Raw genomic sequence first — 26354 nt, 5'->3', positions numbered from 1 at the left:
CCTGGTCATGCGACGCCTTTTTCACCTCACCGGACACCACCGCACAGTTGCGAGCAACCAGGTGCTGGGCCTGCTGCTGGCGTTCAACGCTGGCGCGGTCAACGCGGGCGGCTTTTTGGTGGTGCACCTGTACACCTCGCACATGACCGGTTTTTTGTCCTCGCTGGCCGACAACCTGGTGCTGGGCCAGATGAAGCTGGTGCTGGGGGCCTTGGGCGCGTTGTGGGCTTTCATGTCGGGCGCAGGCACCACCGCCATCATGATCAATTGGGCGCGCCAGCGCAGGCTGCGCAGCACCTACGCGCTGCCGCTGGTGCTGGAGTCCGTGCTCATGCTGCTGTTCGGCCTGATCGGCGCCATCACGCTCAGCTGGCCCACGCCGTTCGCCGTGCCCATGACGGTGCTGCTGCTGTCCTTCATCATGGGCCTGCAGAACGCCACGGTGACCAAGATGTCCTCGTCCCAGATCCGCACCACCCACATGACCGGCGTGGTGACGGACCTGGGCATCGAGATGGGCAAGATGCTCTACTGGAACCGCACCGGCACCGCGCCCGAATCGCAAGTGCGCGCCAACCAGGCCCGCCTGCGGCTGTTTGCAGGACTGGTGGGCATGTTCCTGGTGGGCGGTATTGCGGGTGCTGCGGGCTTCAAGCATGTGGGCTTTGTGTTTGTGGTGCCGCTGGCGCTGGTGCTGTTGGCCCTGTCGCTGCCACCCCTGTGGGCCGACCGCGCCAGACTGCGCCACCCGTTGCGCAAGCCCTTGGCGCCCGCCGCGCCGGGCGATCCCAGCCTGGCCCCGCCAGCGGACCCGCCCGCCACGCGCTGACGCATCCACGCCGAAATTTTTGTCTCCTCGCCCAGGCTGCCATCCATGCAAACCCAGCTCTCCCCCGAATACCGCGCCCGCGCCGATGGCCTGGAAGCCGAATCCATCCTGCGCAAGTGTGTGCACTGCGGCTTTTGTACCGCCACCTGCCCCACCTACCAGTTGCTTGGCGACGAGCTGGACGGACCGCGCGGCCGCATCTACCTCATCAAGCAGGTGCTTGAAGGCGAGACACCCACACGCAAAACCCAGATGCACCTGGACCGGTGCCTGACCTGCCGCAACTGCGAAAGCACCTGCCCCAGCGGCGTGCAGTACGGACACCTGGTGGACATCGGCCGCAAGATCGTTGATGAAAAAGTGCCCCGCCCCCTGGGCGAAAAAGCCCTGCGCTGGGCGCTGAAGGAGGGCCTGCCATCACCCCTGTTCGCGCCCGCCATGAAGGCCGGACAAATGGTGCGCGGCCTGCTGCCCGAGGCGCTGAAGGCCAAGGTGCCTGCGCGCCAGGACGCCGGGGCTTGGCCCACGCGGGAGCATGCGCGCAAGGTGCTCATGCTGGCTGGCTGCGTGCAGCCGGCCATGATGCCCAACATCAACACCGCCACCGCCCGTGTGCTTGACGCCGTGGGCATCCAGACCGTGATTGCATCCAAGGCGGGCTGCTGCGGCGCCGTCAAGTTCCACCTCAACGACCAGGCTGGCGGCATGGCCGAGATGCGCGCCAACATCGACGCCTGGTGGCCGATGGTGGACGCAGGTGGGGTCGAGGCCATCGTCATGAACGCCTCGGGCTGCGGCGTCACCGTCAAGGAATACGGCCACATCCTGAAGGACGATGCGGCATACGCGGCCAAGGCCGAGCGCATCAGCGCCCTCACGCGCGACCTGTCAGAGCTGCTGCCCGCCATGCTGCCCGAGCTGGCCGACAAGCTGCAGGGCCGTGTGAACCAGCCGGACACCTTGTACGCCTACCACCCCCCCTGCACGCTCCAGCACGGTCAGAAGCTGCGCGGGGGGGTGGAGGCGCATCTTAACCAGCTGGGCTTCAAGCTGCGCACCGCGCGCAACGATGCCCACCTGTGCTGCGGCTCGGCCGGTACCTATTCGGTGCTCAACCCAGACCTGTCGTACCAGCTGCGCGACCGCAAGCTCGGCGTGCTCGCTGAGGCCTTTGGCGATCAGCCACCGGACATGATCCTCTCTGCCAACATCGGCTGCATCACGCACCTGCAAAGTGGCACGGGCACACCCGTGCAGCACTGGGTGGAGGTGCTGGACGAGGCCCTGCGCACAGGTTGATGGCGCGCTGGGCGAGGCGCCGGACCCTCCCGGCGCGCGCTGGAATCAGGGCTGTTTGGTGCCCGCTGACCCGAGGCTGGCATGATCGAGGGTTTTGTCGCCCCCTTTTTGCCCCTGAACTGCACCGCCATGACCGACTCCGTGTCCGCACAAGAACAACCCCAAACCGCACCCGTCGCGCCTGTAGCGCCTGCCGCTCCCCAGGCAGCGCCTGTGCCAACCGAGGCTGCTGCGGTCGCCGTGGCGGCCTCTGAACCTGCTGCGTCGGTCGAAGCCGGTGCGCCCCAGCGGCGCCAGGACGGCTCGCGCCGGGGCGGCCGCAACCGCCGCAAACCCGAAGGGCGCCAGGCGCCGCAGGGCCATGCAAGCGCCGACGGTGCGGCAGACGCTGCAGCGCCCGCAGGTGGCCCGGGCGCAGGCACGCGCGCGCCGCAACGCGTGCACCCCGCGCTGGAGCAGCTGGCGGGGCTCTACCCCCACCTGTTTGGCGCCGTGTTCCGTCCGCTCAAGCGCGGCATCTTCCAGGACATCCTGGCGGCCCACCCCGAGCTGTTCGAGCGCGAGGCGCTCAAGGTGGCGCTGGGCCTGCACACCCGCTCCACGCGCTATCTGCAAAGCGTGGCGGCAGGCGACAAGCGCCACGACCTGCAAGGCCAGCCCGTGGAAGACATGGCCCCGGAGCATGTGCACCATGCGCTGCTGGAGGTCTACCGCCGCAAGAAGGCGCGCGCCACCGAAGACCTGCTGCCCAAGCTGCGCAACCGCATGATGACCGCGTTCGAGGCCTCGGGCCTCACGCGCGAGGCCTACACCGCGCTGGTGTTGAGCCGCGACGAAGCCGCCAACGCCATTCTGGAAGAAGCCTTTGCCGAATGGTCGGCCCGCAACGCCAAGGACGAAGCCCTGCTGCGTGCCTTTGACGCCAGCGGCCAGACGCTGGACGCCTTTGCCGACATGTACGGCATGGTGCCCCGCACGGTGGGGCAGCAGCTGGAGCGCGCCCGCCGGCGGGCGGCTGCAGAAGCAGCTGCTGCTGCGGTATCTGCTGCTCCCGCCGTGGAGCCTGGCGACTCCGCCGCCGCAGCCTGACCGGCCCGTACTGGGCGGGGGGCGGCACAACGCTCCCTCTGCCCTCGCTTGTCATGGCGTGCTGGCAGCGGTTTCCGTCATCTTCTCGTCGGCCGAGATGGGGTCCTGCGGCGGGGCCCCGTCGGCGCCTGCGCGTGTCACGGCTCGTTACGACGCTGCAGACAGGCTACTGACACCATGTTGTCAGCAGCCGGGCTGCAACATGCCAGGCCCGATACAGAGAGGAGCTTGACCATGACAACAACCCCCACCATGACCCCGGTTGCCGCGTTCCATGTCACTGGACTGACGGTACGCACCCGCAACCGCGACGAGATGGACCCCGCCACCGCCCGCATTGGAGGTCTGTGGGACCGCTTTTTCAGCCAGAGCTGGGAGCGCAACCTGCCCGGCCGTGGTGAGGATGGCCGCATCTTCGGCGTCTACAGCGACTACGAATCCGACGAACACGGCGCCTTTGATGTCACTGCTGGCGTGGCTGTGCCACCGCCCGTCACCTCGGTGCCAGGGGCTGTGCAGATCGCGGTGCAGGCGGGCGACTATCTGGTGTTCCACGGCCACGGCACAATGCCGCAGATGGTGATCGATGCCTGGGGCGAGGTCTGGCGCTACTTTGCGGCCCACCCGCAAGTGCCACGGCGCTTTGGCACCGATTTCGAGCTGTATGAAGGCCCGGACCGCGTGGCCATCCATATCGGCATCGCCCCCAGTGCGCCCCGCGCATGACCTGAACGAACCAGGAGCCTCCATGAACACATCTTCTGCCGCCCTGACGTTCTACACCCACCCCATGTCCCGAGGCCGTACCGCGCGCTGGATGCTGGAAGAGTGTGGTGTGCCCTACGACACCGTGCTGCTTGAATACGGCACCACCATGAAGGCTCCCGACTACCTGGCCATCAACCCCATGGGCAAGGTGCCTGCACTGCGGCATGGGCAGGTGGTGGTCACCGAGGTGGCGGCCATCTGCGCCTACCTGGCCGACCTGTTCCCCGACAAATCGTTGGCGCCCCCTGTGGGGACACCTGCACGCGCTGCGTACTACCGCTGGCTGTTCTTTTGCGCCGGTCCGCTGGAGAGCGCCGCCACCGCCAAGGCGCTGAACCTGCTGGCACCCGCCGAACGGGCGGCCATGGTGGGCTACGGCAGCTACGCCGATGTGATGAACACCATGGAGCAAGCCGTGAGCCAGGGCCCGCATCTGTGCGGCGACCACTTCACGGCCGTCGACCTGTATGTGGGCGCGCACCTGATCTGGGGCATGCAGTTCGGCACCATCGAACGCCGCCCCGCGTTCGAGCAGTTTGTGCAGCCGTTCAGGCAGCGCCCCGCGTTTGTGCGCGCCTCCCAGATCGACGACGCGCTGGCGCAGCAGAGCAAAGGCCATGGCTGAGTTCTGCGTCCTGACACTGCCCATCTGGTCGGCTGCAGCTCGCCCCGGGGGGCACGTTCATGCGCCGCGCTGACCGCCTGTTCCAGATCGTCCAGCTCATCCGGGGGCGGCGCCTGTCCACCGCCGCCTTCCTGGCCGAGCGACTTGAAGTCTCGGCCCGCACCATCTACCGCGACGTGGCGGACCTCCAGCACCAGGGCGTGCCCATTGAGGGCGAAGCCGGTGTGGGCTACCGCCTGGGCGCGGGCTTCGATCTGCCGCCGCTGATGTTCAGCCAGGGTGAAGCCAATGCGCTGGTAGCTGCCGCCCGTCTGGCCCAAACCTGGCTGGATGCCGGGCTGGCCCGAGAGGTGGAAGGCGCCCTGGGCAAGATCCTGTCCGTGCTGCCCCCCGCCGCGCGCGTGGCGGCCGAGGCCCAGGCCCTGTATGCCCCGCCCGTCGGCCTGGACCCGCGCGCCCAGGCCACCCTGCAAGCCCTGCGCGAGGCAGTGCACAGCCGCCACGTGGTGCAGGTGGACTACGCCGACGTCAACGGCCGCCCCAGCCTGCGCCGCCTGCGCCCGCTGGGCTGCTTTTACTGGGGCAAGGTCTGGACACTGTCGGCCTGGTGCGAGCTGCGCAATGACTTTCGGGGTTTTCGCATCGACCGCATTTCTGCCATCACCGTGCTGGACGAGCAGTTCCGGCACGAGCCCGGCAAGACCCTGGCGGACTTGCTGCGCAAGGTGGAGGGGGAGATGGAAGGGCGAGCGGTGGAGGGTGCGGCTGCGCCGGGGCAGGAGTAGATCCCTGAGGAGTAAAGCGCCGGAAGACGGCTGTGGGCCCAAAGCAGACTCCCGAGAAATGGCCCGTTAGCGCTCAATCAACGCAGCTTGCTTCCTTCATTTCGCCGCGAAGTCGCCACTTCATAGGCCCCCCATAGCGTGAGCATCAAGCCGATCAGACCGAAGCCGATCGCGACCCCATTGGCGCCCAAGTGTGAGTACATAAACTCTTTGAGCCAACCCCATCGACCCGTAAAAGGTCTCGTGGACGGCTCGTTGTATTCGAGCCAAGTCAACAACCCCACAGACACGCCCAATCCAACCTCTGCCCAGCCTCGCTCCCTGGCACTAAAGGGGCGCCGCAGGTGCTTGGTTACAAGATCGTTGCCTACACTCATCTCGTTCTTTCCTAGGTGGCTGCTCCTGGCCGATATGAGCCAGACTACCGAAAGATAGCTGCCACGACTAGAGCGCCGAGAATGACAGCAATCACACCGAGCAGTGCCCTGAAATCATTGCTTGGTTTTCCAAGCCCGGACTTTTTCTGGAATTCTTGCCACATTCGTTCTTTGCGTTCGTTGGGTGTTTCCATGGTGTGTCTAGTAGAGGTGAAAAGGGCGCAGCACTGAATGTCCGCTCCTGGCCGCAAACAGCCGTTGGACCCAGATTGGTACAAATGCCTAGGATCGCCAGCGCCGCATTGCCCCGGTACTGAAGCGGAGTTGCAGGGCAGTTTGTCTCAACCCGCCAGCGCCGCCTCGATATCCCCCGCCAGCTTCTTCGGCGCATCCTGTGGCGCGTAGCGTCGAATCACGCGGCCGTCCTTGCCGACGAGGAACTTGGTGAAGTTCCACTTGATGGCCTTGCTGCCCAGCAGGCCCGGGGCCTCGGCGGTGAGCCACTGGTACAGGGGCGAGGCGTTGGCGCCGTTCACGTCGATCTTGGCCATCATCGGAAAGCTCACGCCGTAGTTCAGCTGGCAAAAGCTGGCGATCTCGTCGTTGCTGCCCGGGTCCTGGCTGCCGAACTGGTTGCAGGGGAAGCCCAGCACGACAAGGCCTTTGTCTGCGTATTCCTTGTGCAGTTCTTCCAGCCCGCCGAACTGGGGCGTGAAGCCGCAGGCGCTGGCGGTGTTCACGATGAGCAATACCTTGCCGCGGTATTGCGACAGGGGCACGGCCTGGCCGTTCATCTGCAGGGCTTCAAAGTCGTAGATGCTGGTGGACATGCGGGTTCTCCGGGTGGGGATGACGGGCCATCGTAGCCCCAGCTGCAGAGGCCTGTGCGCAGGCGGGTCAATCCATCAATGAGGGTCTGCAGCGCCCGGTCGGCGGAACTGCAGCGCCGCCAGCAGCGAAGCCAGCAGGATCAGCGCTCCCCCCAGCACGGTGCGCGTGTTCAGCGTGGCCGCGCCGAGCAGGGCTGACGACACGCTGGCAAACATCACCTCGGACAGCATCACCAGCGCCGTGGTGCCGGCCGCCAGGCGGGCGGCGCCAAATTGCAGTGCCCAGTTGCCCAGCATCAACACCCCGGCCAGCAGCAGGCCGGTGACGACCCAGGTGCTGTTGAATGCGGGGAAGGGCTCCACCACGCCCACTTGCAGGCCGATGCTGGCCACGGCCAGCGCCATGAGCATGCAGCCCCCAAACATCGAGAACATGCGCGCGGGCCCCGGCACGGTGTGCAGGCGGCGCAGCGTGACGTTGGTGAGCGCGAACATGAAACCGCCCAGTAGTGCGAGAGCGTCGGCCAGCGACAGGTTTTGCAGCAGGCGCGATGCGGGCGCATCCACCGGCAGCAGAACCAGCAACACGCCGGCAAAGGCCAGCGCCAGGCGCAGCAGCGCCGCCGGTGTGGGGCGCTCGCCCAGAATGCGCCAGGCCAGCAGCACGGCCCAGGCGGGCATCAGATAGAACAGCAGGATCACGCGCACCACGTCGCCAATGGTCACGGCCCAGTTGAAGGCCACGTTGTTCAGGCCCGAGGCCAGCGCCAGCAGCCACAGCTGCGGATGCGCGCGCACCTGCTGCAAGATGCCGGGGCGCCATGCCAGCAGCGCCAGCAGCACCACCGCATACATGCAGGCCGTGGCCCACAAGGGGTGCAGCCCCGCCTGGTGCATGTGCTGGAACGGCCACCACGCCAGCCCCCAGACAAAGGCGTTGAACAGCAGGGCGGCAAAGGGGAGTGGAGATTGCATTGAAGGCAAAAACAGGCTGTAGCGCTAGTGGAATATGCGCTGATAGCTATAAATTATGTAGCAGTTGGCGCCATGCCATACGCGCAGCCGTCGAAACTGGCACGTTTCACTACCAGTGCACCCGTGGAACTGGCTTTGCCAGGCCACTGGGTGCGTCCCCCACCGGGGGAAGCGGCGCAGCCGCTCAGGGGGCTGCTCAGTGATGCGTATCGTGCCGCGCGATGTCCAGCAGATGGTTCACTTCGTCGCGATGGTTCACGCAGTTGCGCTGGTGCCAGCGGCGAATGACCCACATGATGCCCGCCACCACCAGCCCGAAGGTGGTGATGGCGCCAAACACTGACAGGCCCAGCTTGAGCGACAGGCTGTAGAACGCCCCCAGCCCCAGGATGCAGGCCTGCTCGTTGAAGTTCTGCACGGCAATCGACCGGCCCGCGCCCATGAGGTTGTGGCCCCGGTGCTGCAGCAGCGCGTTCATGGGCACCACCAGGTAGCCGCCCAGGCCGCCCAGCACGATGAGGAAGGGAATGGCCAGCCAGATGTTGCTGATGAACACCATCAGGATCAGCAGCAGCCCCATCGCAATGCCCAGCGGGATCACGCGGGTGGCCATGTCCAGGCGCATGCGCATCGATGCCACGACGGCACCCACGGCAGTGCCGATGGCCACCACGCCGGTCAGGGCCGAGGCCTGGGTGGTGTTGTAGCCCAGGGCCACGGCGGCCCAGGCCAGCACGATGAACTTGAGGTTGCCACCGGCGCCCCAGAACAGGGTGGTGGTGGCCAGCGAGATCTGGCCCAGCTTGTCGCGCCACAGGCGGCTGTTGCAGGCCCAGAAGTCGGGCAGCAGGTTGAGCGCGTTGGCCAGCACGCTGCGCGACGGGTCGGCGCGCAGGGGGCGCATCTCCACCCCGGTGTGCGGAATGCGGGTGTTGAACCAGGCAGCCAGCGCATAGACCGCAATCAGCGCCGCAATGGCGGCCTCGGCGGGGGTGTCCACGCCGGTGTCGATCACGGGGAAGTCAAAGCCCAGCAGCATGCCCGACAGCTGCTGCCCCACCAGCTGGCCGCCCAGCAGCACGCCCAGGATGATCGATGCAATGGTCAGGCCCTCGATCCAGCCGTTGGCCTTGACGAGCTGGGACGCGGGCAGCAGCTCGGTCAGGATGCCGTACTTGGCGGGCGAGTAGGCCGCAGCACCCAGCCCCACCACGGCGTAGGCCATGAGCGGGTGCGAGCCAAACAGCATCATCAGGCAGCCCGCGACCTTGATGGCGTTGCTGACAAACATGACCTTGCCCTTGGGCAGCGCGTCGGCAAAGGCGCCCACAAAGGGCGCCAGCACCACATAGAACAACGCGAACATCGGCACCAGGGCCGCGCGCTGCCACTCGGGGGCGCCCCCGGTGCGCAGGAGTTCCACAGCGGCTACGAAGAGTGCGTTGTCGGCCAGCGAGCTGAAAAACTGCGCCGACATGATGGTGTAAAAACCGCGCTTCATCGAATGGCTGGTGAGAGCATCAGTTGGGCTGATGCCCTGGTAAATGTGAGGAATCGTAGCGAGGGACAGGCGGTTATATCACGCGGATAAACGGCCACAGTGCCAGAATCCGGCGCTGGTCCCCCGGTAAATCCCTCGCTTCATCAGGTCTGTCCCATGCCCCGTCCCATTGCCGCCACCATCCACACCATGGCCCTGCACCACAACCTGGAGTGGGTGCGCCAGTCGGCTCCGGACGCGAAGGTGTGGGCGGTGGTCAAGGCCAATGCCTATGGCCACGGCCTTGAGCGGGTGTACGAGGGCCTGCGCGGCGCCGACGGTTTTGCGCTGCTGGACCTGGCCGAGGCCGAGCGCGTGCGCCACCTGGGGTGGCGCGGCCCCATCCTGCTGCTCGAAGGCGTGTTCGAGCCGCGCGATCTGGAGCTGTGCTCGCGCCTGGGCCTGTGGCACGCGGTGCACTGCGACGAGCAGATCGACATGCTGGCCGCGCACAAGACGCAGGTGCCCCACCGGGTGTTCCTCAAGATGAACTCGGGCATGAACCGCCTGGGTTTCACGCCCCAGCGCTACCGAAGCGCCTGGGCCCGGCTGAACGCTCTGCCGCAGGTGGACGAGATTTCGTTCATGACCCACTTCAGCGACGCCGACGGCCCGCGCGGCATTGCGCACCAGATGGCCGCGTTCAACACCGCCGCCCAGGACCTGCCGGGCGAGCGCACGCTGAGCAATAGCGCCGCCATCCTGCGCCACGCCGCCCAGGCGGGGGTGCGTGCCGACTGGGTGCGCGCGGGCATCGTGGTGTATGGCAGCGCGCCCGACTTCCCCGAGCACAACGCCAGCCACTGGAACCTGCAACCCACCATGACGCTGGCCACGCGCCTGATTGGCATGCAGCAGCTGCAGGCAGGCGACACCGTGGGCTATGGATCGCGCTTCACGGCCGACGGCCCGCTCACCATCGGCATTGCCGCCTGCGGTTATGCCGACGGCTACCCGCGCCACTGCGATACCGGCACGCCGGTGCTGGTGAACGGCGTGCGCACACGCCTGGTGGGGCGGGTGAGCATGGACATGGTGACGGTGGACCTCACGCCGCTGCAGCAAGCGGGTGTGGATGTGGGCTTTGGCAGCGAGGTCACGCTGTGGGGCCGGGCCAGCAATGGTGTGGTGTTGTCCATCGACGAGGTGGCGCAGGCGGCAGGCACTGTGGGCTACGAGCTGATGTGCGCCCTGGCGCAACGCGTGCCGGTGGTGGTGGATGCCGGGGCCTGAAGTCCCCCTCCATTGGAGTACGACAGGGCGCGGTTCGCGCACAAGTTCACGCGGCAGGGCCAGCCGGCGTGGGGCGCGGCCTGAAACTGGTGTGAAATGGCGCCGTCTGTTTGCCACCGCGCGCAGCGCGCTCCTTCCATGGCCACACCCCGCAGCAACTCCTCCGGTTCCAAGAAAAAAGGCAGCTCCACCTGGCGCTCGGTGCGCATGCCACACCACGGCGCGGTGGCGCGCACCCTGCAGCAGCGCTACAGCCTGCGCTGGCATGGGTTGCTGATCGGCAGCTTTACGCTGCTGCTGATGTGGGCCACCTCGCACCTGCAGATGGTGCTGGGCGTGGATTCGCTGGCGCTGCGGTACCTGGTGACGCTGTCGGTGGGCTACGTCGGCTATCTGCTGGTGCTGCGCGCCTGGGCGGCACGGTTGGTGCGTCGGGACGGGTCGGCGGGCGACGGCAGCAGTGTGGAATTGCCGGACATCTCCTGGCCCAGTGGCAATGGCCCCTCCGGGGGCGGCCAGGTGCCCCTGCCCCGCACGGGCGGTGGCGATTTTGGCGGCGGCGGCGCATCGGGGGACTTTGGGGGCGGGTGGACGCAAGGCCTGTCCAGCGGGGGCTCCGGCAGCGACTCCAGTGTGCTGGGCGACATTGCCGGGGGCGCGGCCGATGCGCTGGGCAGCGCCGACGAGGGCGCCGTGGTGGTCGTGCCCGTGGTGGCCATCTTTCTCATTGGCGCGGCGCTGGTCCTGGGGGCGGGCTCGCTCGCCATGCTGTTCTTTGGCTGGGATGTGCTGCTCACCGTGGCTGTGGAGATTGCCTTCTCGGTGGCCACGGCCCGCGCCGCCGTGGGGGTGGAGCGCGAAGGCTGGCTCAGCGCCGCCGTGCGCCTGACCTGGAAGCCCCTGCTGGGCGCGCTGGTCTGCGCCGTGCTGCTGGGCGCCACCATCGACCACTTCCTGCCCCATGTGCATTCGTTGCCCGAGGCGTTGCGCGTGATCCAGGGACGGTGAATTGCTCTTGTTTTGATAGCTGTCCAGGCAATTTGCACTAGCGCTTGGGGCAAAAATCCCTTCAAAAGCGCCTGAAACCGCTTGTGGAGCCCCTAACGGGAGGACCGGCCCGTGCCGTGGCCGCAGTCCTCGCCGGGCTCCACGGGCGGCAGCGCATCCAGGTTGGTCCGCACCCGCGCCAGCAGGGCCAGCAGCTGCGCCTGGGTGGCGTCGTCGCAGCCCGCCAGCACCTGGGCCGACAGGGTTTGCCGCGCGGCCTGCAGCGCCTGGTACAGCGCCTGGCCCTCGGCGCTCAGCGTGAGGCACAGGCTGCGCCGGTCCTCAGCGTGGGGCTGGCGCTCCAGCCAACCCTTGTCCTGCAGCAGGCCCAGCATGCGTGCCACCTGGGCCTTGTCGGCGCCGCTGTGGCGCACCAGCTCTTTCTGCGTGGCTCCGGGGTGGCGGCCAATGAAGTTCAGCGCGCGCACCTCGTTGAAGGTCAGGTCGGGGTGCACGGAGGTCATCGCGCGCACCATGCGCGCCCGGTAGGCGTGCATCAGGTCGTGCAGGGCTTCAAACACATCGGGGCGGGCGCGTGGGGGCATGGCGTGGCTATCGGTTGACAAAGTCAACTGAATGGCGGATGATTTGGTTGATTAAATCAACATTTTACGCCATGAACGCACCTCTGCCCCTGGCCGCCACGGCCCCCTTCCTCACCATCGAGCGCATTCGCCACCCTTTGCAGGGCCGCCACCTCCAGGTGGTGCGCCGCACCCAGGTCAGCCCCGGCTTTGTGCGGCTGACCCTGGCCGGCCCCGAGCTGGCAGGGTTTGTGAGCGCCGGGTTCGACGACCACCTCAAGCTCATCCTTCCCTCGCCCGGGCAGGACCGGCCCACCTTGCCCACGCTGCAGGACGGCCGCCCCGTGTTCGATGGCCCGCGCCCCGTGCTGCGCGACTACACCCCAGCGCGTTTTGACGCCGCAGCGGGCGAGCTGGACATAGAGGTCGCCTTGCACGACGCAGGCCCTGCCACCGACTGGGCCGCTAGCGCCACCGTGGGCCAGTGGGTGGGCATTGCCGGGCCGCGCGGCAGCATGGTGGTGCCCACGGGCTTCGACTGGCACTGGCTGCTGGGCGACGAAACCGCGCTGCCCGCCATCGCCCGCCGCCTGGCCGAGCTGCCCGCCAGCGCGGTGGCCACCGTGCGCATCCAGCTGAACAACCCGGCCGACCAGCGGGTGTTGGCGAGTGCGGCGCAAGTGGATCTGCAGTGGGTGAGCGCGCTGCCTGCCGCCGTCGAAGCCCTGGCGCTGCCGCCCGGCGCTGGCTTTGTCTGGGCGGCTGGCGAACACAGCGACATGGCCGCCGTGCGCCGTGCCGTGCTGGGCAAGCCGGGTGTGGACCCGAAACGCATGCGCATCTCCGCTTACTGGAAGCGCGGGGCGGCGGACCACCACGAGGACCTGGCGAACGCCGCGTAACTGGCGTTCGCGGCTTCACTCGCCGCCTTTCTCTCAGCGCAGCAGCGTCAGCGCCGCCGCCTTCTGCACCGCCTGCACATTCAGGCGCCAGCACTGCCAGTACAGCGGTACATCCACCGGCTTGCCTGCAATCAGCTCGACCAGCGCACCAGTCTTCAGGTCATCCTCCACCAGCGGGTCGGGCGTCATGCCCCAGCCCAGGCTGGCGCGGGTGGCTTTGACGAAGGCGTGCGCCTCAGGCAGCCAGTGCACGGGCGGTGCGAGCTTGCGGCGCGTGATGCGGCCCACAAAACGCGCCTGCAGCGCATCCTTGCGGTTGAACACCAGCATCGGTGCCTGCGCCAGGGTGGTGGCGTTCACGCCCTGCGCAAAGTGGCGCTGCACGAAGGTGGGGCTCGCCAGCGCGCGGTAGCGCAAGGTGCCCAGCGGCAGCACCTGGCAGCCCTGCACGGGCTGCGGGTCGGCCGTCACGGCGGCCATCACGCGACCCTCGCGCAGCAGGTTGGCCGAGTGGTCCTGGTCTTCCACATGGATGTCGAAAGTGATGGCCTGCCCCTCGGCCGCCTGCGCCATGGCGTGGGGGAACCAGGTGGCCAGCGAGTCGGCATTCACACCAATCGCCAGCCGCGTGGTGCTGTGCTGGCCCCCGCCAATGGTGGCCAGCGCATCGGCCTCGCTTAGCGCCACCTCGCACGCGTGGCGGTACAGCGCCTGCCCGGCCTCGGTGGGCGTGCAGGGCGTGGCGCGGCGCACCAGCACCTGTCCCACGCGCTCTTCCAGCAGCTTGATGCGCTGCGACACCGCCGAGCGCGTGACATGCAGCACGGCCGCCGCTCGCTCGAAGCTGCCCTCATCGATCACCGTGGCAAAGGCGTTGAGCTGGGCGGAGTCGAGTTGCATGGAAGGTTAGCCATTCTGACGGATCGTTAAAAAGTATAGCTGGCGTTAACGCAGGCCATTGGCCAGAATCCGTGCCCATGGTCTCCACTGCCTTCGTTCACGGTTTCACTTCCACCGCCATGCTCATCATGGCCATCGGCGCGCAGAACGCGTTTGTGTTGCGCCAGGGCCTTCGGCGCGAGCATGTGCTGCCCGTGGTGCTGGTGTGCGCGCTGTCGGACGCGGTGTTGCTGCAGGTAGGCGTGTGGGGCATGGGCGGCGTGCTACTGGCCCGGCCGGAGTGGGCGCAGCTCATGCGCTGGGCGGGCGCGCTGTTCCTGTTGATGTACGCAGCGCAGACGGCTACACGGGCGCTGCGCCCCGGCCCGTTGCTGGTCGCCACCAGCGGCCCCGGCGCCAGCCTGCGCGCCACGCTGGCCACCGTGGCGGCTCTGACCTGGCTCAACCCCCATGTGTACCTGGACACCGTGGTGCTGCTGGGCACCATGGCCACGCCGTACCCGGCCTGGGGGCGTGCGCTGTTTGCGGCGGGCGGCTCGCTGGCCAGCGCGCTGTGGTTCTTGTTGATCGGCCTGGGTGCCCGCTGGCTGGCGCCGTTGTTTGCCACCCCGGCTGCGTGGCGGGTGCTGGATGCGGTGACGGCCACCACCATGCTGGTGCTGGCGGGGGTGATGGCTCTAAGCTAAGAACGATAAGTTCGTTCCCTTGTTGTGCAGCTTGGGGGATAGTCAGGCCATTCAGCATTTTTTGGCGTTTTTGCCTATCCTCCCTTCCATGCGCTTCAAACACCTTCTCCTGGCCGCCGCCATTGCTGCGGCTTTGCCTCTGGCCGCACAGGCCAAGACCTTCCGCTGGTCCCGCTCGGTGGATATTTCCACCTGGGACATCCACACCCAGAACGTGGGCGTGAACAACACCATGCACGGTGCGGTGTACGACACGCTGGTGGAATACAACAGCAAGACCTTCAAGCCCGAGCCCTCGCTGGCCACCGAGTGGAAGCTCATCAAGCCCACCCAACTACGCCTCACGCTGCGCAAGGGCGTGAAGTTCAGCGATGGCAGCGAGTTCACGGCCGACGATGCCAAGTTTTCACTGGAGCGGGCCAAGGCCAAAAGCTCCAACTTTGCCGTCTACACCCAGGGCATCGACCGCGTGGAAAAGGTCGATGCCTACACCATCGACATCATTTCCGACCTGCCCAACCCGGTGCTGGTGAACCAGCTCACCGAGCTGCGCATCATGAGCAAGGCCTGGGCCGAAAAGAACAAGTCGGTCGAGCCCAAGGACATCAAGACCAAGGACGAAAACTTTGCCCACCGCAATGCGCTGGGCACCGGTCCCTACCAGCTCAAGCAGTGGACACCCGACCAGCGCGTGGTGCTGGAGCCCAACCCGAACTGGTGGGGCAAGGGCAAGTACCCCACCAACCTGACCGAAATCATCTACACCCCCATCAAGGCCGACGCCACGCGCACTGCGGCGTTGCTGTCGGGTGAGGTGGATTTTGTGATCGACCCCAGTCTGCAGGACCTGGCGCGCATCAAGCAGACGCCCAACCTGCAGGTGCTGGAGGGGCCGGAGTACCGCACCATCTTCCTGGGCCTGGACCAGTTCCGCGACGAGCTGCCCGGCTCGGACGTGAAGGGTAAGAACCCGCTCAAGGACCTGCGCGTGCGCAAGGCGCTGTACCAGGCCATCGACATCCAGTCCATCCAGCGCGTGGTGTTGCGTGGCCTGGCCCAACCCACTGGCACGCTGATCGCCAACCAGGTGAACGGCTGGACCAAGAAGGCCGACGTGCGCTATCCCTACGACCCCAAGGCCGCGCAGAAGCTGCTGGCCGATGCGGGCTACCCCAACGGCTTTGAAGTGGACTTTGCCTGCAGCGCGGGCCGCTACATCAACGACGAGCAGCTGTGCCAGGCCATCACCTCGCACTGGGCCAAGGTGGGCGTGAAGGCCAAGCTGCGCTCGCTGCCGTTTGCCACGTACTTCCCGATGATCCAGCGCAACGAAGCCAGCATCTACCTGCTGGGCTGGGGCGTGCCCACGTTCGACGCGTTCTACAGCCTGCAGTCGCTGGTGCGCACTACGGGCGCGGGTGGGGACGGCAATTTCAACCTGGGCCGGTTCTCCGACCCGCAGATGGATGCGCTGATCGAGCGCGTGAAGAAGGAAACGGACACTGCGACGCGCAACGGCCTGATCGAGCAGGCGCTGATCAAGGAGCACGAGTTGGTCTCGCACATCCCGTTGTACAACCAGGTGATTCCGTGGGCGGGCACCAAGAAGGTGGAGATCATCCACCGCGCGGACAACCGCATCGACTGGCGGTATCTGAAGGTGAACTGATCCCGGTTGCCAGCAAAAAGCCCCGGCGCTTGCAGTCAGAAGCGCCGGGGCTTTTTTGCGTCCGCAGGCGGCGTATCAGGCCATTGCGCGCTGTACGGCGGAGCGCTGCAGCATGCGCTGCGTGTGTGCAAACACCTTCGGGAACTGGGCGATGTCCACGCCATCGCTGTGCAGCCAGGTGCCGATGGTGAACAGGTAGCCGTCGGCCACGGTGTACTGCTCGCCCATCACCCAGGGCCCCTGGTCCGCTTGCGGCAGGTAGTAGGTTTCGATGAGATTGAAGCAGTCGGTCATGTTCTGCGGCACCTTGCGCTGCATGGCCGCCTGGGCTTCGGGTTCATCGGCCCAGCGGCTGGCGCGGGGGCGGTGGGCATGGGCGATGTGCACGGTGGACGCGAGGTAGCTGTGGAACTCTTGCAGGCGCGCAAAGCCATGCGCGTCGGCGGGCGCCAGGCGCGCTTGCGGAAAGCTCTGTGCCACATAGGCCAGCAGGGCGGGGGTTTCGGTCAGCGTGCCGTGCGGCGTGGCCAGCGCGGGCACGCGGCCCTTGGGGTTCACCGCCAGGTATTCGGGCGTGCGTTGCTGGCCAGCGGCGAAGTCCACGCGCACCAGGTCGTAGGGGGCGCCCGCTTCTTCCAGAGCGATGCGCACGGCCTGCGCGCAGGTGCCGGGGGTGTAGTACAGCGTGAGTTGGGTCATGGTTGGTTTGCTACGAATTGGATAGCTGCTGGCGCATATTCCACTGGCGGCTGCAGCCGATTTTGCTTGAAATGACTCAGTACAGGCCCCGCGTGCGCGCCATCAGCCGCGTGAGGCCCAGCAGGGCGTCGGTGTGCGGCGTGGGCGTGTGGGTGATCTGGCCCAGCTCGCGCACCGCGCCCACCAGGGCGTCGATCTCCATGGGCTTGCCCGCCTCCACGTCCTGGAGCATCGAGGTCTTGAACGCGCCCAGCTTGCGCGTGACGGCGTGGCGGTCTTCGGGTTGCTGGTCGATGGGCAGACCCAGTTGGTCGCCAATGGCCTTGGCTTCCAGCATCACGGCGCTCACAAAGCCGCGCACCAGGTCGTCGTCCAGGATGCGGTCGGTGGTGGCGCCGGTGAGGGCGCTGATGGGATTGACGGTGAGATTGCCCCACAGCTTGAACCAGATGTCTTTCTGGATGTTCGTGGACACCTCGACATCAATGCCGCCGCGCTGCAGCGTGTCGGCCAGCGCTTGCAGGCGCGCGCTGCGGCTGCCGTCCGGCTCGCCCACGATGAGGCGGTTGCCGAAGTGCTGTTTGACGAAGCCCGGTGCCTCCAGCGAGCAGCTGGTGTGCACCACGCTGCCCACCACATGGCGCACAGGGATGGCCTGGGCAATCACTCCCCCCGCGTCCACGGATTCAAGGGCACACCCCTGCGCCGCGCCGCCAAAGCCGTCGAGGAACCACCACGGCACGCCGTTCATGGCGGTCAGCACGATGGTGTCGGGCCCGATCAAGGGCGCCATGGCGCGCGCCACGTCGGGCAGTCCCGGGGCCTTGACGGCGACCACGACCAGGTCTTGCACCCCCAGCGCTGCCGGGTCGCTGTGGGCCGTGACGGCCACTCGCGCCAGCGAGCCGTCAGCGCGCCGCATGCGCAGCCCCTCGGCCTGAAGGGAGCGCAGCGTGTCGCCACGCGCCACCATGCTGACCGGGTGGCCCGCTTGCGCCAGGGCTACGCCCAGCCAGCCGCCGATGGCGCCTGCGCCGTAGATACAAACTTTCATGGTGGTTGTGCCTTTGTCTTCCGGTAAGGGGGTGATGAATGGGTATGTGGCGTCTTGTGCGCTTCAGTAGCCCGCAGGGCGCGATGGCGTGCCTCCGGCGCCGGTGCGAAAGCGCGCCAGCAAATCTTGCGCAGCGCTGGCCAGCAGCATGGTGTCCACGCCCACGGCCACAAACAGCGCACCGGCTGCCAGCCACTGGCGCGCCTGGGGTTCGGTGGTGGCCAGAATGCCCGGCGCCTTGCCCGCGCGCAGGATGCGCTTGATGCCGTCGTGGATGGCGGCCTGCACATCAGGGTGCCCTGGGTTGCCCGGGTGGCCCATGGAGGCCGACAGGTCGGCCGGGCCGATGAACACGCCGTCCACGCCGTGCGTGGCGGCAATGGCATCGAGGTGGGCCATGGCCTCCACCGTCTCGGCCTGCACCAGCAGGCAGATCTGCTGGTTGGCCTCGTGCACATATTGCGGGTAAGCCTGCCAGCGCGACGAGCGGGCCAGCGCGCTGCCCATGCCGCGCACGCCCTCGGGCGCATAGCGCGTGGCGCGCACCAGCTGCTGTGCTTGCTCGGGCGTATCGACCATGGGCACCAGCAGGGTCTGGGCGCCAATGTCCAGGTACTGCTTGATCAGTGCCGTGTCACCCACCGGCACCCGGGCGATGGGATGGGGCGCCTGCGTGCCGGGGGGCAGGGCGCTGGTGGCGCTGGCAATGGCCTGCAGCTGGTGCAGGATGGAGCGCAGGTCGTTGGGTGCATGTTCGCCATCGACCAGCAGCCAGTCGTAGCCGGTGCCCGCAAGGATTTCGGCGCTGTAGGCGTCGGACAGCCCGAGCCACAGGCCCATTTGCGCCTGACCCTGGGCCATGGCTTGTTTGAAACGATTGGTGGGTGTCTGCAATGTCAACTCCGTGCGGTGCCAAGCCCGCCATCGTACGGGCTGCGGCGGATCGATGTTGGCATGGCCGCTATAGTCGGCTGCCCCTGCATCGGGGCGCCTCACCGACACCTGCCATGGCCAAAGAAAAAACCACGTTCACCTGCACCGAGTGCGGCGGCACCAGCCCGCGCTGGCTGGGCAAATGCCCGTCCTGCGGCGCCTGGAACACGCTGATCGAGCAGGTGGCCGAGGCCGGGCCGGGCAAGAACCGCCTGAGCACGCCGCAAGGCTACGCGGGCCTGGCGAATGCGCAGCCCGTCCTGCCGCTGGCCGCCATCGAGGCCCAGGACGTGGCCCGCACCCCCAGCGGCATCGACGAGCTGGACCGTGTGCTGGGCGGCGGCATTGTGGAAGGGGGCGTGGTGCTCATCGGGGGCGATCCGGGCATTGGCAAATCGACCCTGCTGCTGCAGGCCATGGACGCGCTGCAGCGCGCGGGCCTGCCCACGCTGTATGTGACGGGTGAGGAGAGCGGAGCGCAGGTGGCGCTGCGTTCGCGGCGCCTGGGCATCGACGGCAGCCAGGTGCAGCTGCTGGCCGAGATCCAGCTCGAAAAGATCCTGGCGACCGTCGAGGCCACGCAGCCCGCCGTGGTGGTCATCGACTCCATCCAGACCACCTACTCCGACCAGCTCACCAGCGCGCCCGGCTCCGTCGCCCAGGTGCGGGAATGCGCAGCGCACCTCACGCGCATGGCCAAGGGCACGGGCATCGCCGTCATTCTGGTGGGCCATGTGACCAAGGAAGGTGCGTTGGCGGGCCCGCGCGTGCTGGAACACATGGTGGACACGGTGCTGTACTTCGAAGGCGACACGCACAGCCAGTTCCGCCTGGTGCGGGCCATCAAGAACCGCTTTGGCGCGGTCAACGAAATCGGCGTGTTCGCCATGACCGAGAAGGGTCTCAAAGGCGTGAGCAACCCCAGCGCCATCTTCCTCTCGCAGCACAGCGAGCCCGTGCCCGGCAGCTGCGTGATGGTGACGCTGGAGGGCACACGCCCGCTGTTGGTGGAGATACAGGCGCTGGTCGACAGTGGCGGCCCCAGCCCCCGGCGCCTGTCTGTGGGCCTGGACAAGGACCGCCTGGCCATGCTGCTGGCCGTGCTGCACCGCCATGCGGGGGTGGCCTGCATGGACCAGGACGTGTTTGTGAATGCGGTGGGGGGCGTGCGCATCAGCGAGCCCGCAGCCGACCTGGCGGTGATGTTGTCCATCACCTCCAGCCTGCGCGGCAAGGCGCTGCCGCGCGGTTTTCTGGCCTTTGGCGAAGTAGGGCTGGCCGGCGAAGTGCGGCCCGCTCCCCGCGGCCAGGAGCGCCTGAAGGAAGCCGCCAAGCTGGGTTTCAGCGTGGCCGTGGTGCCCAAGGCCAATGCGCCCAAAAAACCCATCGAGGGGCTGACCATCCACGCCGTGGAGCGGGTGGAAGAGGCCATGAACGTGGTGCGCGGGCTGTAAATAGCATCTACGCAATGCCCACAGCGCCGTGCCCATGGCGCCATAAGACAATCTCGACCTATGAACTTGCGCAATATCCTGGTGCCCCTGGGGGCCGTGTCCCTGATCGGCTTTGGTTTTTATGCCTACGGCTGGGCCGGGGTGGCTGCCGTGGTTGGCGGTCTGCTCATGTGGGGGCTGCTGCACTTCACGCGGCTGATGAGCGTGATGCAAAAGGCCGCCAAGCGACCCATCGGGTACGTGGGCAGCGCCGTGATGCTCAACGCCCGGCTGACCAAGGGTGTGAACCTCATGCACGTGGTGGCCATGACCCAGGCCCTGGGCGAGCGTGTATCGGCCGAAAACGTCCAGCCCGAGGTCTACCGCTGGACCGACGGCACCCGCTCGCACGTGACCTGCGAGTTCCAGCAGGGCAAGCTGGTGGCGTGGACCTTGGTTCGCCCCCAGGACAACCCTGCCGCTGATGGAGAAGGCGCGCCGCCCGCAGCCCCGTAAAATCCTGGTTTTGCGACCCACAGCAACCAAAGGACACCCATGAGCCCCGTAGTTCCCTCGATGGCCGACCGTGACGGCAAGATCTGGATGGACGGCCAGATGGTCGATTGGCGCGACGCCAAGATCCACGTGCTGACCCACACCCTGCATTACGGCTGCGGCGCCTTTGAAGGCGTGCGCGCCTACAACACGGCCGACGGCACGGCGATCTTCCGCCTCGAAGAGCACACCGACCGCCTCTTCAACAGCGCCAAGATCCTGCGCATGAAGATCCCGTTCACGAAGGAAGAAGTAAACGAGGCCCAGAAGGCCGTCGTGCGCGAAAATAAGCTCGAATCCTGCTATCTGCGTCCATTGACCTGGATCGGCTCGCAAAAGCTGGGTGTTTCGCCCAAGGGCAACCAGATCCACCTCATGGTGGCCGCCTGGGCCTGGGGCGCCTACCTGGGCGAAGAGGGCATGAAGCGCGGCATCCGCGTCAAGACCAGCAGCTACACGCGCCACCACGTCAACATCACCATGACGCAGGCCAAGGCGGTGAGCAACTACACCAACTCCATCCTGGCCAACATGGAAGCGCTGGATGATGGCTACGACGAAGCCCTGCTGCTGGACAGCTCGGGCTTTGTGTCCGAAGGTGCGGGCGAGAACATCTTTGTCATCAAGAACGGCGTGATCTACACGCCCGACCTGTCTGCCGGCGCCCTGAACGGCATCACCCGCAACACCGTGTTCCACATCGCCAAGGACCTGGGCCTGGAGATCGTGCAAAAGCGCATCACGCGCGACGAGGTGTACATCGCCGATGAGGCCTTCTTCACCGGCACGGCCGCCGAAGTGACGCCCATCCGCGAACTCGACCGCATCGAGCTGGGCAGCGGATCGCGCGGCCCGATCACCGAAAAAATCCAGAGCGCCTTCTTCGACATCGTCGGTGGCCGCAACCCGAAATACGCCCACTGGCTGAGCAAGGTCTGAAGAACATGTCGCAAGCTACCGTTGAACTCCTGGCCAAAGACCTGAACGCCCAGGGTGGCGTTTTTTGTCCCAACCCCAAGGCAGACATGAAGCTGTGGAACAGCCACCCCAAGGTGTACCTGGACGTGGCCCGCACGGGTGAAGCCAAGTGCCCGTACTGTGGAACTGTTTATCGCCTCAAAGCCGGCGAGCATGTACACGCTGGTCACTGATTGATGCCAGCTGCAACCGGCGGCGCATCGGCGCCGCCCACGTTGACCGTTGCGGTGCTGACCCTCAACGAGGCGCACCGCATTGAAGCCTGCCTGCAAAGCGCTGCGTTTGCCGACCAGTTGCTGGTGGTGGACAGCGGCAGCACCGATGACACCGTGGCCGTGGCCCAGCGCCTGGGTGCGGAAGTCCACAACTACCCCGACTGGCAGGGCTTTGCCGTGCAGCGCAACCGGCTGCTGGCCCACGCGCGGGGCGACTACATCTTCTTTCTGGATGCCGACGAGGTGATGACGCCTGCGTTCGCCCATGAGCTGCAGGCCATCGTGCGCTCTGGCGCGCAGGCTGTGTGGACCATTCGCTGGCGCATGGTGGCGTATGGGCACGAGCTCAAGTACTTCCGCTCCCAGTCGCAGATCGAGCGCCTGTTCGTGCGCGCCATGGTCCGCGAGTTCACGGGCGTAGTGCACGAGCAGGCCGAGCTGTTGCCACCGCCGGGCGGTGGCACGGTGCCGCGCCGCCGGATCGAGGCGCGGCTGCTGCACTACTCCCGCACCACGGTGCGGGGTAGCCTGGAAAAGCTCACCCAGTACGCGATGCTCGGTGCCGCCAAGCGCGCGGCCGCTGGCAAGAAGGGCGGCGTGGTGCGGGGCCTGGCCTCGGGCACCAGCATGTTCCTGCGCCTGTATGTGTTTCGGCTGGGCTTTCTTTGTGGCGGGGCAGGTTTTCTGTATTGTCTGTTTGTGGCGCTGGAGGCGTTCTTCCGGTACGCCGCGCTGGAGTACGACCACCAGCAATTGAGCGAGAGCGTGCGCCGTTGACCAAAGCTGACGAAATTTTTGTACGCCTGTCGGGCGTGGCCGCCTTCATGGTGCCGGGCATGGCGCTGTGGGTGCGCTCGGGCTATTCCTGGGGGGCGGTGGTGCTGCTGTTGTGCAGCCTGGCCACCGCCGGGGTGTGGCTGCGGCGCCGGCCGGGACGCGATGCCTGGCTGCTTTTTGCCTCTATCGTGGCGATGGGCACGGTCTGGGCCCTCGACTTTGACCCGGCCCAGGGCAGCTGGTCCAACCTGGACCGGCCCGCCAAGTATCTGCTGGCGCTGCCGTGCCTGCTGTACGTGCTGGCCTACCCTCCGCAGGCGCGCTGGCTCTGGGCCGGCATCGCCGTGGGCGCTTGCGGCGCGGGCCTGATCGGCATGTACCAGGCCATGGTGCTGCACCTGCCGCGCGCCAATGGTTTTACCAATGCCATCCAGTACGGCGGACTCAGCCTGTTGCTGGGGCTGATGTGTTCGGTTGCGCTGCTGGTGCTGTGGGACCGCTGGAAGCCCTGGCAGCGTGGGGGCTGGGTGGTGGGCATTCTGCTGGGCCTGGAGGGGTCGCTGCTGTCCGAGTCGCGCGGGGGCTGGGTGGTGCTGCCGCTGGCATTGCTGCTGTGCGCCTGGCTGCAGGCCCGCTGTGGCCAGCGCAGGCTGGCCATTGTGGGCGGCGTCTTGGTCGTGGCCGGCGCGGCCGGGCTGATGGCCTTCAAGGCCAACGAAGTGCGCCTGCGGGTGGACGAGGCGCGGCAGGAGATCACGCAGTACGAGTCGCGGGGCGACGCGGCCAGCTCGGTGGGCCAGCGCCTGGCGCACTGGGGCCTGGCCTGGCGCATGGGCCTGGACCGCCCCTGGACCGGCTGGGGCCGCTATGGCTACGAGGCCGAGAAGCAGCGGCGGGTGGCTGCCGGCGAGGCCCACCCGATTGTTCTGCAGTTCAGCCACGCCCACAACGAATTGCTGGACATTTTTGTCAAGCGCGGCATCCCCGGTGTGGTGGTCTTGCTGTTTTTCTATGGTGTGCCCCTGGTGCTGTTCTGGCCCACGCGGCGCCGCGTGTTCCCGGGGCGTGCGGGCGTGCTGGATACCGAGGGCCTGTGCCTGCGCATGATCGGGGTGCTGTTGCCCGTGTCGTACATGGGCTTTGGCACGACCCAGGTGTTTTTGGGGCACAACAGCGGCACCATGTTCTACCTGTTCATGGGCATGCTGGTGCTGGCCATCCTGCAAGGCCGCGAGCGCCAGCGCCTGCAGGCACCCGGGCAAGCCGCAGCCATTTCCTGAAGGACCTCTGCCATGCACATCCTGCTGGTCAACAACTCCCCCATCCCCGTCTATGGCTACGGCGGCACCGAGCGCGTGATCTGGGACCTGGGCAAGACGCTGGTGCAGCAGGGCCACCGCGTGAGCTACCTGGTGCCCGAGGGATCGACCTGCGACTTCGGCCAGGTGCTGCCCATCCGGCCCGACGAGCCCTGGGATGGTCAGATCCCGTCCGACGTGGACATCACGCATTTCCAGTTCAACCCGCGCTCCGAGCTGTCCAAACCCTACCTGGTGACCGAGCACGGCAACGCCCGCAAGCCCAAGCCGCTGCCGCGCAACACGGTGTTTTTGTCGCGCGACCACGCGGCGCGCTATGGCTCCAGCGAATTCGTCTACAACGGGCTGGACTGGGCCGGTTATGGCCCGGTGGACTTTGACCGCCCGCGTGCGCACTACCACTTCCTGGGCAAGGCGGCCTGGGGCGTGAAGAACGTGCGCGGCGCCATCAAGGTGGCCAAGATGGCCGGGGTGGAGCTGGACGTGCTGGGCGGCAACCGCATCAACTTCAAGCGCGGCTTTCGCTGGACGCTGTCGCGCAAGATCCACTTTCACGGCATGGTGGGCGGCACGCAGAAGACGGGCCTGCTCAACGCCTCGCGCGGACTGATCTTTCCGGTGCGCTGGCACGAGCCTTTCGGGCTGGCGGTGATCGAGAGCCTGTACTTCGGCTGCCCCGTGTTTTCCACACCCTACGGCGCCTTGCCCGAGCTGGTGCCGGTGCAGTGCGGCGTGCTGTCAGACCAGGCCTCGGTGCTGGCTGAGGCGGTGCGGGGCAACCGCTTTGACCCGCGCGCCTGCCACCAGCATGTGATGGAGCACTTTGGCGCCGAGCGCATGGCCCGCAACTACCTGCGCATGTACGAGCGGGTGTTGGCGGGCGAAACCCTCAACGCCCAGCCGCCCATGATCCAGGGCCCTGCGCGCGAACTGCCCTGGAGGCAGTGAGGCACCCCCTGAGGTGCTTCGCACCTTCCCACTTTCCTGCGAGAGGGAGACGCCACCCGTGGCTTGGCAAAGCCAGCTCCACGGTGGCACTGGTTTCACAGCGCGCCAGTTTTTAGCACCCTGCTCATCTCGGGGGCTACTGCGTGGGTTTTCTAAAGCGATTTTGGCTGCAGGCGCATGTTCCATATGCACCTTGCGCTATAAAAATGATAGTGATTGATGGGCGGCCGTGGAGTCGCCACGCGGCGCGGTGGCCTGCTGCCACTCCTGGGCCAGCAACGCCACCAGCTGTGCCGCAGGCATGGGCCGTACCTGGGCCACACCCTGGCCCGCCCACAGCGACAGGCAGTCGGCCCGGCCAGCCTGGGCAGCCGCACGGCGCAGCGCTCCGGTCAGTGCGTTCTGTACGGGGTAGGGCGGCACGGTGGCCTCGTCGACCTGCAGGGCTTGCATCATGCGGTTGACGATGCCGCGCGCCGGCCGGCCCGAGAAGATGCGGGTGGTGCGCGTGTCGGTGGCCTGCGCGTGTGTCAGCGCTTCGCGGTAGGCGGGCCCAATGGCCGATTCAGGGCAGGTCAAGAATGCCGTGCCCATCTGCACCGCCTGGGCGCCCAGCGCCAGAGCACCCGCAATGCCGTGCCCGTCCATGATGCCGCCCGCAGCGATCACTGGGATGGACAGGGCCTGCACGCACTGCGCCACCAGCGGCAGCGTGCCCACCATGCTGGCCGCAAAGTCGGCCAATGACGGCGTCGCGCCGGTGGCACCGGGCTGTGTGGGCGTGAGGAAGGTGCCCCGGTGCCCCCCGGCTTCCATGCCCGATGCGCACACAGCATCCGCGCCCACGGAGGCCCAGGCCTGCGCCTCGGCCAGCGTGGTGGCGGTGCCAACCACCGTACTTCCCACCGCTTTCAGCCGTGCCACCTGCGCCGCCGTGAGGATGCCGAAGGTAAAACTGGCCACGGCCGGGCGTGCGGCCACCAGGGCGTCGAACTGTGCCGCGAAGTCCTCACACCACTGTGCGGGCCGCTCAGGCACTAGGCCGAACTCCGCGTAGAACGGCGCCAGGCGCTGCAGTGCGGCTTGCACCGTGGCGTCGTCCGGCGTGGGCGTGGCCTGCACAAACAGGTTCATGCCAAAGGGCCGGTCGGTGCGGCGGCGCACCTCAGCGGCGGCCTCGGCCATGGCCGCGGGCGAGCGCATGCCGCAGCCCAGCATGCCCAGGCCACGGGCCTGTGACACGGCGGCGGCCAGTGCGGGTGTGTCCGACCCGGTCATCGGGCCCTGGATGATGGGCAGCGCAAGGTCCAGGTGGGTGGTGAAGGCGGCGGGCATGGGGGCTCCTTGTGCGATCTGTGGGGGAGG

Annotated in this window: 29 protein-coding genes; 18 read left to right on the top strand and 11 right to left on the bottom strand. The window is 67.1% G+C overall.

The genetic code is table 11. The features are described 5' to 3' along the window. The first annotated feature begins 7 nt into the window (after positions 1 to 7). The 6 genes from AC1Q64_RS11990 to AC1Q64_RS11965 all read left to right on the top strand — a co-directional run bounded on the left by AC1Q64_RS11990 (position 8) and on the right by AC1Q64_RS11965 (position 5395). Positions 8 to 829: a YoaK family protein gene (locus tag AC1Q64_RS11990; RefSeq protein ID WP_492251481.1), complete on the top strand. Its 822-nt coding sequence runs from the start codon at positions 8 to 10 to the stop codon at positions 827 to 829. Positions 830 to 874: 45 nt separating this feature from the next. Then, a complete protein-coding gene (gene glcF, locus AC1Q64_RS11985) occupies positions 875 to 2128 on the top strand; it encodes a glycolate oxidase subunit GlcF (protein ID WP_492251480.1) in 1254 nt (417 codons plus the stop codon). 129 nt (positions 2129 to 2257) lie between these two features. Next, positions 2258 to 3217 carry a ProQ/FINO family protein gene (locus AC1Q64_RS11980; RefSeq protein WP_492251479.1) on the top strand — a complete coding sequence of 320 codons (960 nt, stop codon included), beginning with the start codon at positions 2258 to 2260 and terminating at the stop codon, positions 3215 to 3217. 234 nt (positions 3218 to 3451) lie between these two features. Continuing rightward, positions 3452 to 3943: a GyrI-like domain-containing protein gene (locus AC1Q64_RS11975; RefSeq protein ID WP_056057233.1), complete on the top strand. Its 492-nt coding sequence runs from the start codon at positions 3452 to 3454 to the stop codon at positions 3941 to 3943. A 22-nt stretch (positions 3944 to 3965) separates the two neighbouring features. Further along, on the top strand, positions 3966 to 4610 hold the full coding sequence (locus tag AC1Q64_RS11970) for a glutathione S-transferase family protein (RefSeq protein WP_492251478.1): 645 nt from the start codon (positions 3966 to 3968) through the stop codon (positions 4608 to 4610). 59 nt (positions 4611 to 4669) lie between these two features. Continuing rightward, entirely contained in the window at positions 4670 to 5395 is a 726-nt protein-coding gene (locus tag AC1Q64_RS11965) for a helix-turn-helix transcriptional regulator (protein WP_492251477.1), read from the top strand. 77 nt (positions 5396 to 5472) lie between these two features. Here AC1Q64_RS11965 and AC1Q64_RS11960 read toward each other — a convergent pair whose 3' ends face one another. The 5 genes from AC1Q64_RS11960 to lplT all read right to left on the bottom strand — a co-directional run bounded on the left by AC1Q64_RS11960 (position 5473) and on the right by lplT (position 9078). Then, positions 5473 to 5772 carry a hypothetical protein gene (locus tag AC1Q64_RS11960; RefSeq protein WP_492251476.1) on the bottom strand — a complete coding sequence of 100 codons (300 nt, stop codon included), beginning with the start codon at positions 5770 to 5772 and terminating at the stop codon, positions 5473 to 5475. Between the two features lie 44 nt (positions 5773 to 5816). Next, positions 5817 to 5966 carry a hypothetical protein gene (locus AC1Q64_RS11955; RefSeq protein ID WP_492251475.1) on the bottom strand — a complete coding sequence of 50 codons (150 nt, stop codon included), beginning with the start codon at positions 5964 to 5966 and terminating at the stop codon, positions 5817 to 5819. Positions 5967 to 6113: 147 nt separating this feature from the next. Next, on the bottom strand, positions 6114 to 6602 hold the full coding sequence (locus AC1Q64_RS11950) for a glutathione peroxidase (RefSeq protein WP_492251474.1): 489 nt from the start codon (positions 6600 to 6602) through the stop codon (positions 6114 to 6116). 75 nt (positions 6603 to 6677) lie between these two features. Then, positions 6678 to 7577 (bottom strand): DMT family transporter, encoded by a 900-nt coding sequence (locus AC1Q64_RS11945; protein WP_492251473.1) that lies wholly within the window; start codon positions 7575 to 7577, stop codon positions 6678 to 6680. A 196-nt stretch (positions 7578 to 7773) separates the two neighbouring features. Further along, positions 7774 to 9078, bottom strand: a complete 1305-nt coding sequence (lplT, locus tag AC1Q64_RS11940; RefSeq protein ID WP_492251472.1) for a lysophospholipid transporter LplT — start codon at positions 9076 to 9078, stop codon at positions 7774 to 7776. A gap of 156 nt (positions 9079 to 9234) precedes the next feature. On the opposite strand from lplT, the gene alr reads away from it, so the two are divergent. Beyond that, entirely contained in the window at positions 9235 to 10350 is a 1116-nt protein-coding gene (alr, locus tag AC1Q64_RS11935; protein WP_492251471.1) for an alanine racemase, read from the top strand. A 138-nt stretch (positions 10351 to 10488) separates the two neighbouring features. After that, positions 10489 to 11358 carry a hypothetical protein gene (locus tag AC1Q64_RS11930; RefSeq protein WP_492251470.1) on the top strand — a complete coding sequence of 290 codons (870 nt, stop codon included), beginning with the start codon at positions 10489 to 10491 and terminating at the stop codon, positions 11356 to 11358. 92 nt (positions 11359 to 11450) lie between these two features. Here AC1Q64_RS11930 and AC1Q64_RS11925 read toward each other — a convergent pair whose 3' ends face one another. Then, the gene (locus AC1Q64_RS11925) at positions 11451 to 11942 is read right to left on the bottom strand and encodes a MarR family winged helix-turn-helix transcriptional regulator (RefSeq protein WP_492251469.1); all 492 of its coding nucleotides are present in this window, start codon (positions 11940 to 11942) and stop codon (positions 11451 to 11453) included. A gap of 71 nt (positions 11943 to 12013) precedes the next feature. Here AC1Q64_RS11925 and AC1Q64_RS11920 point away from each other — a divergent pair, with 71 nt between their 5' ends. Then, entirely contained in the window at positions 12014 to 12823 is an 810-nt protein-coding gene (locus AC1Q64_RS11920; protein WP_492251468.1) for a siderophore-interacting protein, read from the top strand. Between the two features lie 33 nt (positions 12824 to 12856). Here the strand turns inward: AC1Q64_RS11920 and AC1Q64_RS11915 are convergent, their stop codons facing one another. After that, positions 12857 to 13723, bottom strand: a complete 867-nt coding sequence (locus AC1Q64_RS11915) for a LysR family transcriptional regulator ArgP (RefSeq protein WP_492251467.1) — start codon at positions 13721 to 13723, stop codon at positions 12857 to 12859. Between the two features lie 77 nt (positions 13724 to 13800). Here AC1Q64_RS11915 and AC1Q64_RS11910 point away from each other — a divergent pair, with 77 nt between their 5' ends. Together AC1Q64_RS11910 and AC1Q64_RS11905 are read left to right on the top strand one after the other, a co-directional pair. Continuing rightward, the gene (locus tag AC1Q64_RS11910; RefSeq protein ID WP_492251466.1) at positions 13801 to 14409 is read left to right on the top strand and encodes a LysE/ArgO family amino acid transporter; all 609 of its coding nucleotides are present in this window, start codon (positions 13801 to 13803) and stop codon (positions 14407 to 14409) included. Positions 14410 to 14497: 88 nt separating this feature from the next. Continuing rightward, positions 14498 to 16078: an ABC transporter substrate-binding protein gene (locus tag AC1Q64_RS11905; RefSeq protein ID WP_492251465.1), complete on the top strand. Its 1581-nt coding sequence runs from the start codon at positions 14498 to 14500 to the stop codon at positions 16076 to 16078. Positions 16079 to 16153: 75 nt separating this feature from the next. Here AC1Q64_RS11905 and AC1Q64_RS11900 read toward each other — a convergent pair whose 3' ends face one another. The 3 genes from AC1Q64_RS11900 to hpaI all read right to left on the bottom strand — a co-directional run bounded on the left by AC1Q64_RS11900 (position 16154) and on the right by hpaI (position 18725). Further along, on the bottom strand, positions 16154 to 16777 hold the full coding sequence (locus AC1Q64_RS11900; protein WP_492251464.1) for a glutathione S-transferase family protein: 624 nt from the start codon (positions 16775 to 16777) through the stop codon (positions 16154 to 16156). Positions 16778 to 16853: 76 nt separating this feature from the next. Then, positions 16854 to 17831, bottom strand: a complete 978-nt coding sequence (locus AC1Q64_RS11895; protein ID WP_492251463.1) for a 2-dehydropantoate 2-reductase — start codon at positions 17829 to 17831, stop codon at positions 16854 to 16856. A 63-nt stretch (positions 17832 to 17894) separates the two neighbouring features. After that, entirely contained in the window at positions 17895 to 18725 is an 831-nt protein-coding gene (gene hpaI / locus AC1Q64_RS11890) for a 4-hydroxy-2-oxoheptanedioate aldolase (RefSeq protein ID WP_492251462.1), read from the bottom strand. Positions 18726 to 18838: 113 nt separating this feature from the next. Between hpaI and radA the strand changes: the two genes are divergently transcribed. From radA to AC1Q64_RS11855, 7 genes are read left to right on the top strand one after another with little or no spacing between them, the layout of a single operon-like run. Then, positions 18839 to 20218, top strand: coding sequence for a DNA repair protein RadA (gene radA, locus AC1Q64_RS11885; protein WP_056057287.1), 1380 nt, complete (start codon positions 18839 to 18841; stop codon positions 20216 to 20218). A 60-nt stretch (positions 20219 to 20278) separates the two neighbouring features. Then, positions 20279 to 20713, top strand: coding sequence for a glycerate kinase (locus tag AC1Q64_RS11880; RefSeq protein WP_291437970.1), 435 nt, complete (start codon positions 20279 to 20281; stop codon positions 20711 to 20713). A gap of 39 nt (positions 20714 to 20752) precedes the next feature. Then, positions 20753 to 21691: a branched-chain amino acid transaminase gene (locus AC1Q64_RS11875; protein ID WP_291437969.1), complete on the top strand. Its 939-nt coding sequence runs from the start codon at positions 20753 to 20755 to the stop codon at positions 21689 to 21691. 5 nt (positions 21692 to 21696) lie between these two features. Next, positions 21697 to 21903, top strand: coding sequence for a zinc-finger domain-containing protein (locus tag AC1Q64_RS11870; RefSeq protein ID WP_291437968.1), 207 nt, complete (start codon positions 21697 to 21699; stop codon positions 21901 to 21903). 3 nt (positions 21904 to 21906) lie between these two features. After that, positions 21907 to 22722 carry a glycosyltransferase family 2 protein gene (locus AC1Q64_RS11865; RefSeq protein WP_492251461.1) on the top strand — a complete coding sequence of 272 codons (816 nt, stop codon included), beginning with the start codon at positions 21907 to 21909 and terminating at the stop codon, positions 22720 to 22722. Then, entirely contained in the window at positions 22719 to 24002 is a 1284-nt protein-coding gene (locus tag AC1Q64_RS11860) for an O-antigen ligase family protein (RefSeq protein ID WP_492251460.1), read from the top strand. The genes AC1Q64_RS11865 and AC1Q64_RS11860 overlap by 4 nt, the downstream gene beginning before the upstream one ends. Positions 24003 to 24014: 12 nt before the next feature. Then, entirely contained in the window at positions 24015 to 24989 is a 975-nt protein-coding gene (locus tag AC1Q64_RS11855; RefSeq protein ID WP_291437965.1) for a glycosyltransferase, read from the top strand. A gap of 198 nt (positions 24990 to 25187) precedes the next feature. Here the strand turns inward: AC1Q64_RS11855 and AC1Q64_RS11850 are convergent, their stop codons facing one another. Continuing rightward, positions 25188 to 26324: an NAD(P)H-dependent flavin oxidoreductase gene (locus AC1Q64_RS11850; RefSeq protein WP_492251459.1), complete on the bottom strand. Its 1137-nt coding sequence runs from the start codon at positions 26322 to 26324 to the stop codon at positions 25188 to 25190. Positions 26325 to 26354: the final 30 nt, after the last annotated feature.

Source organism: Acidovorax sp. GW835-FHT14G06, assembly GCF_058793595.1.
This window is presented reverse-complemented; position numbering and strand designations above follow the sequence as displayed.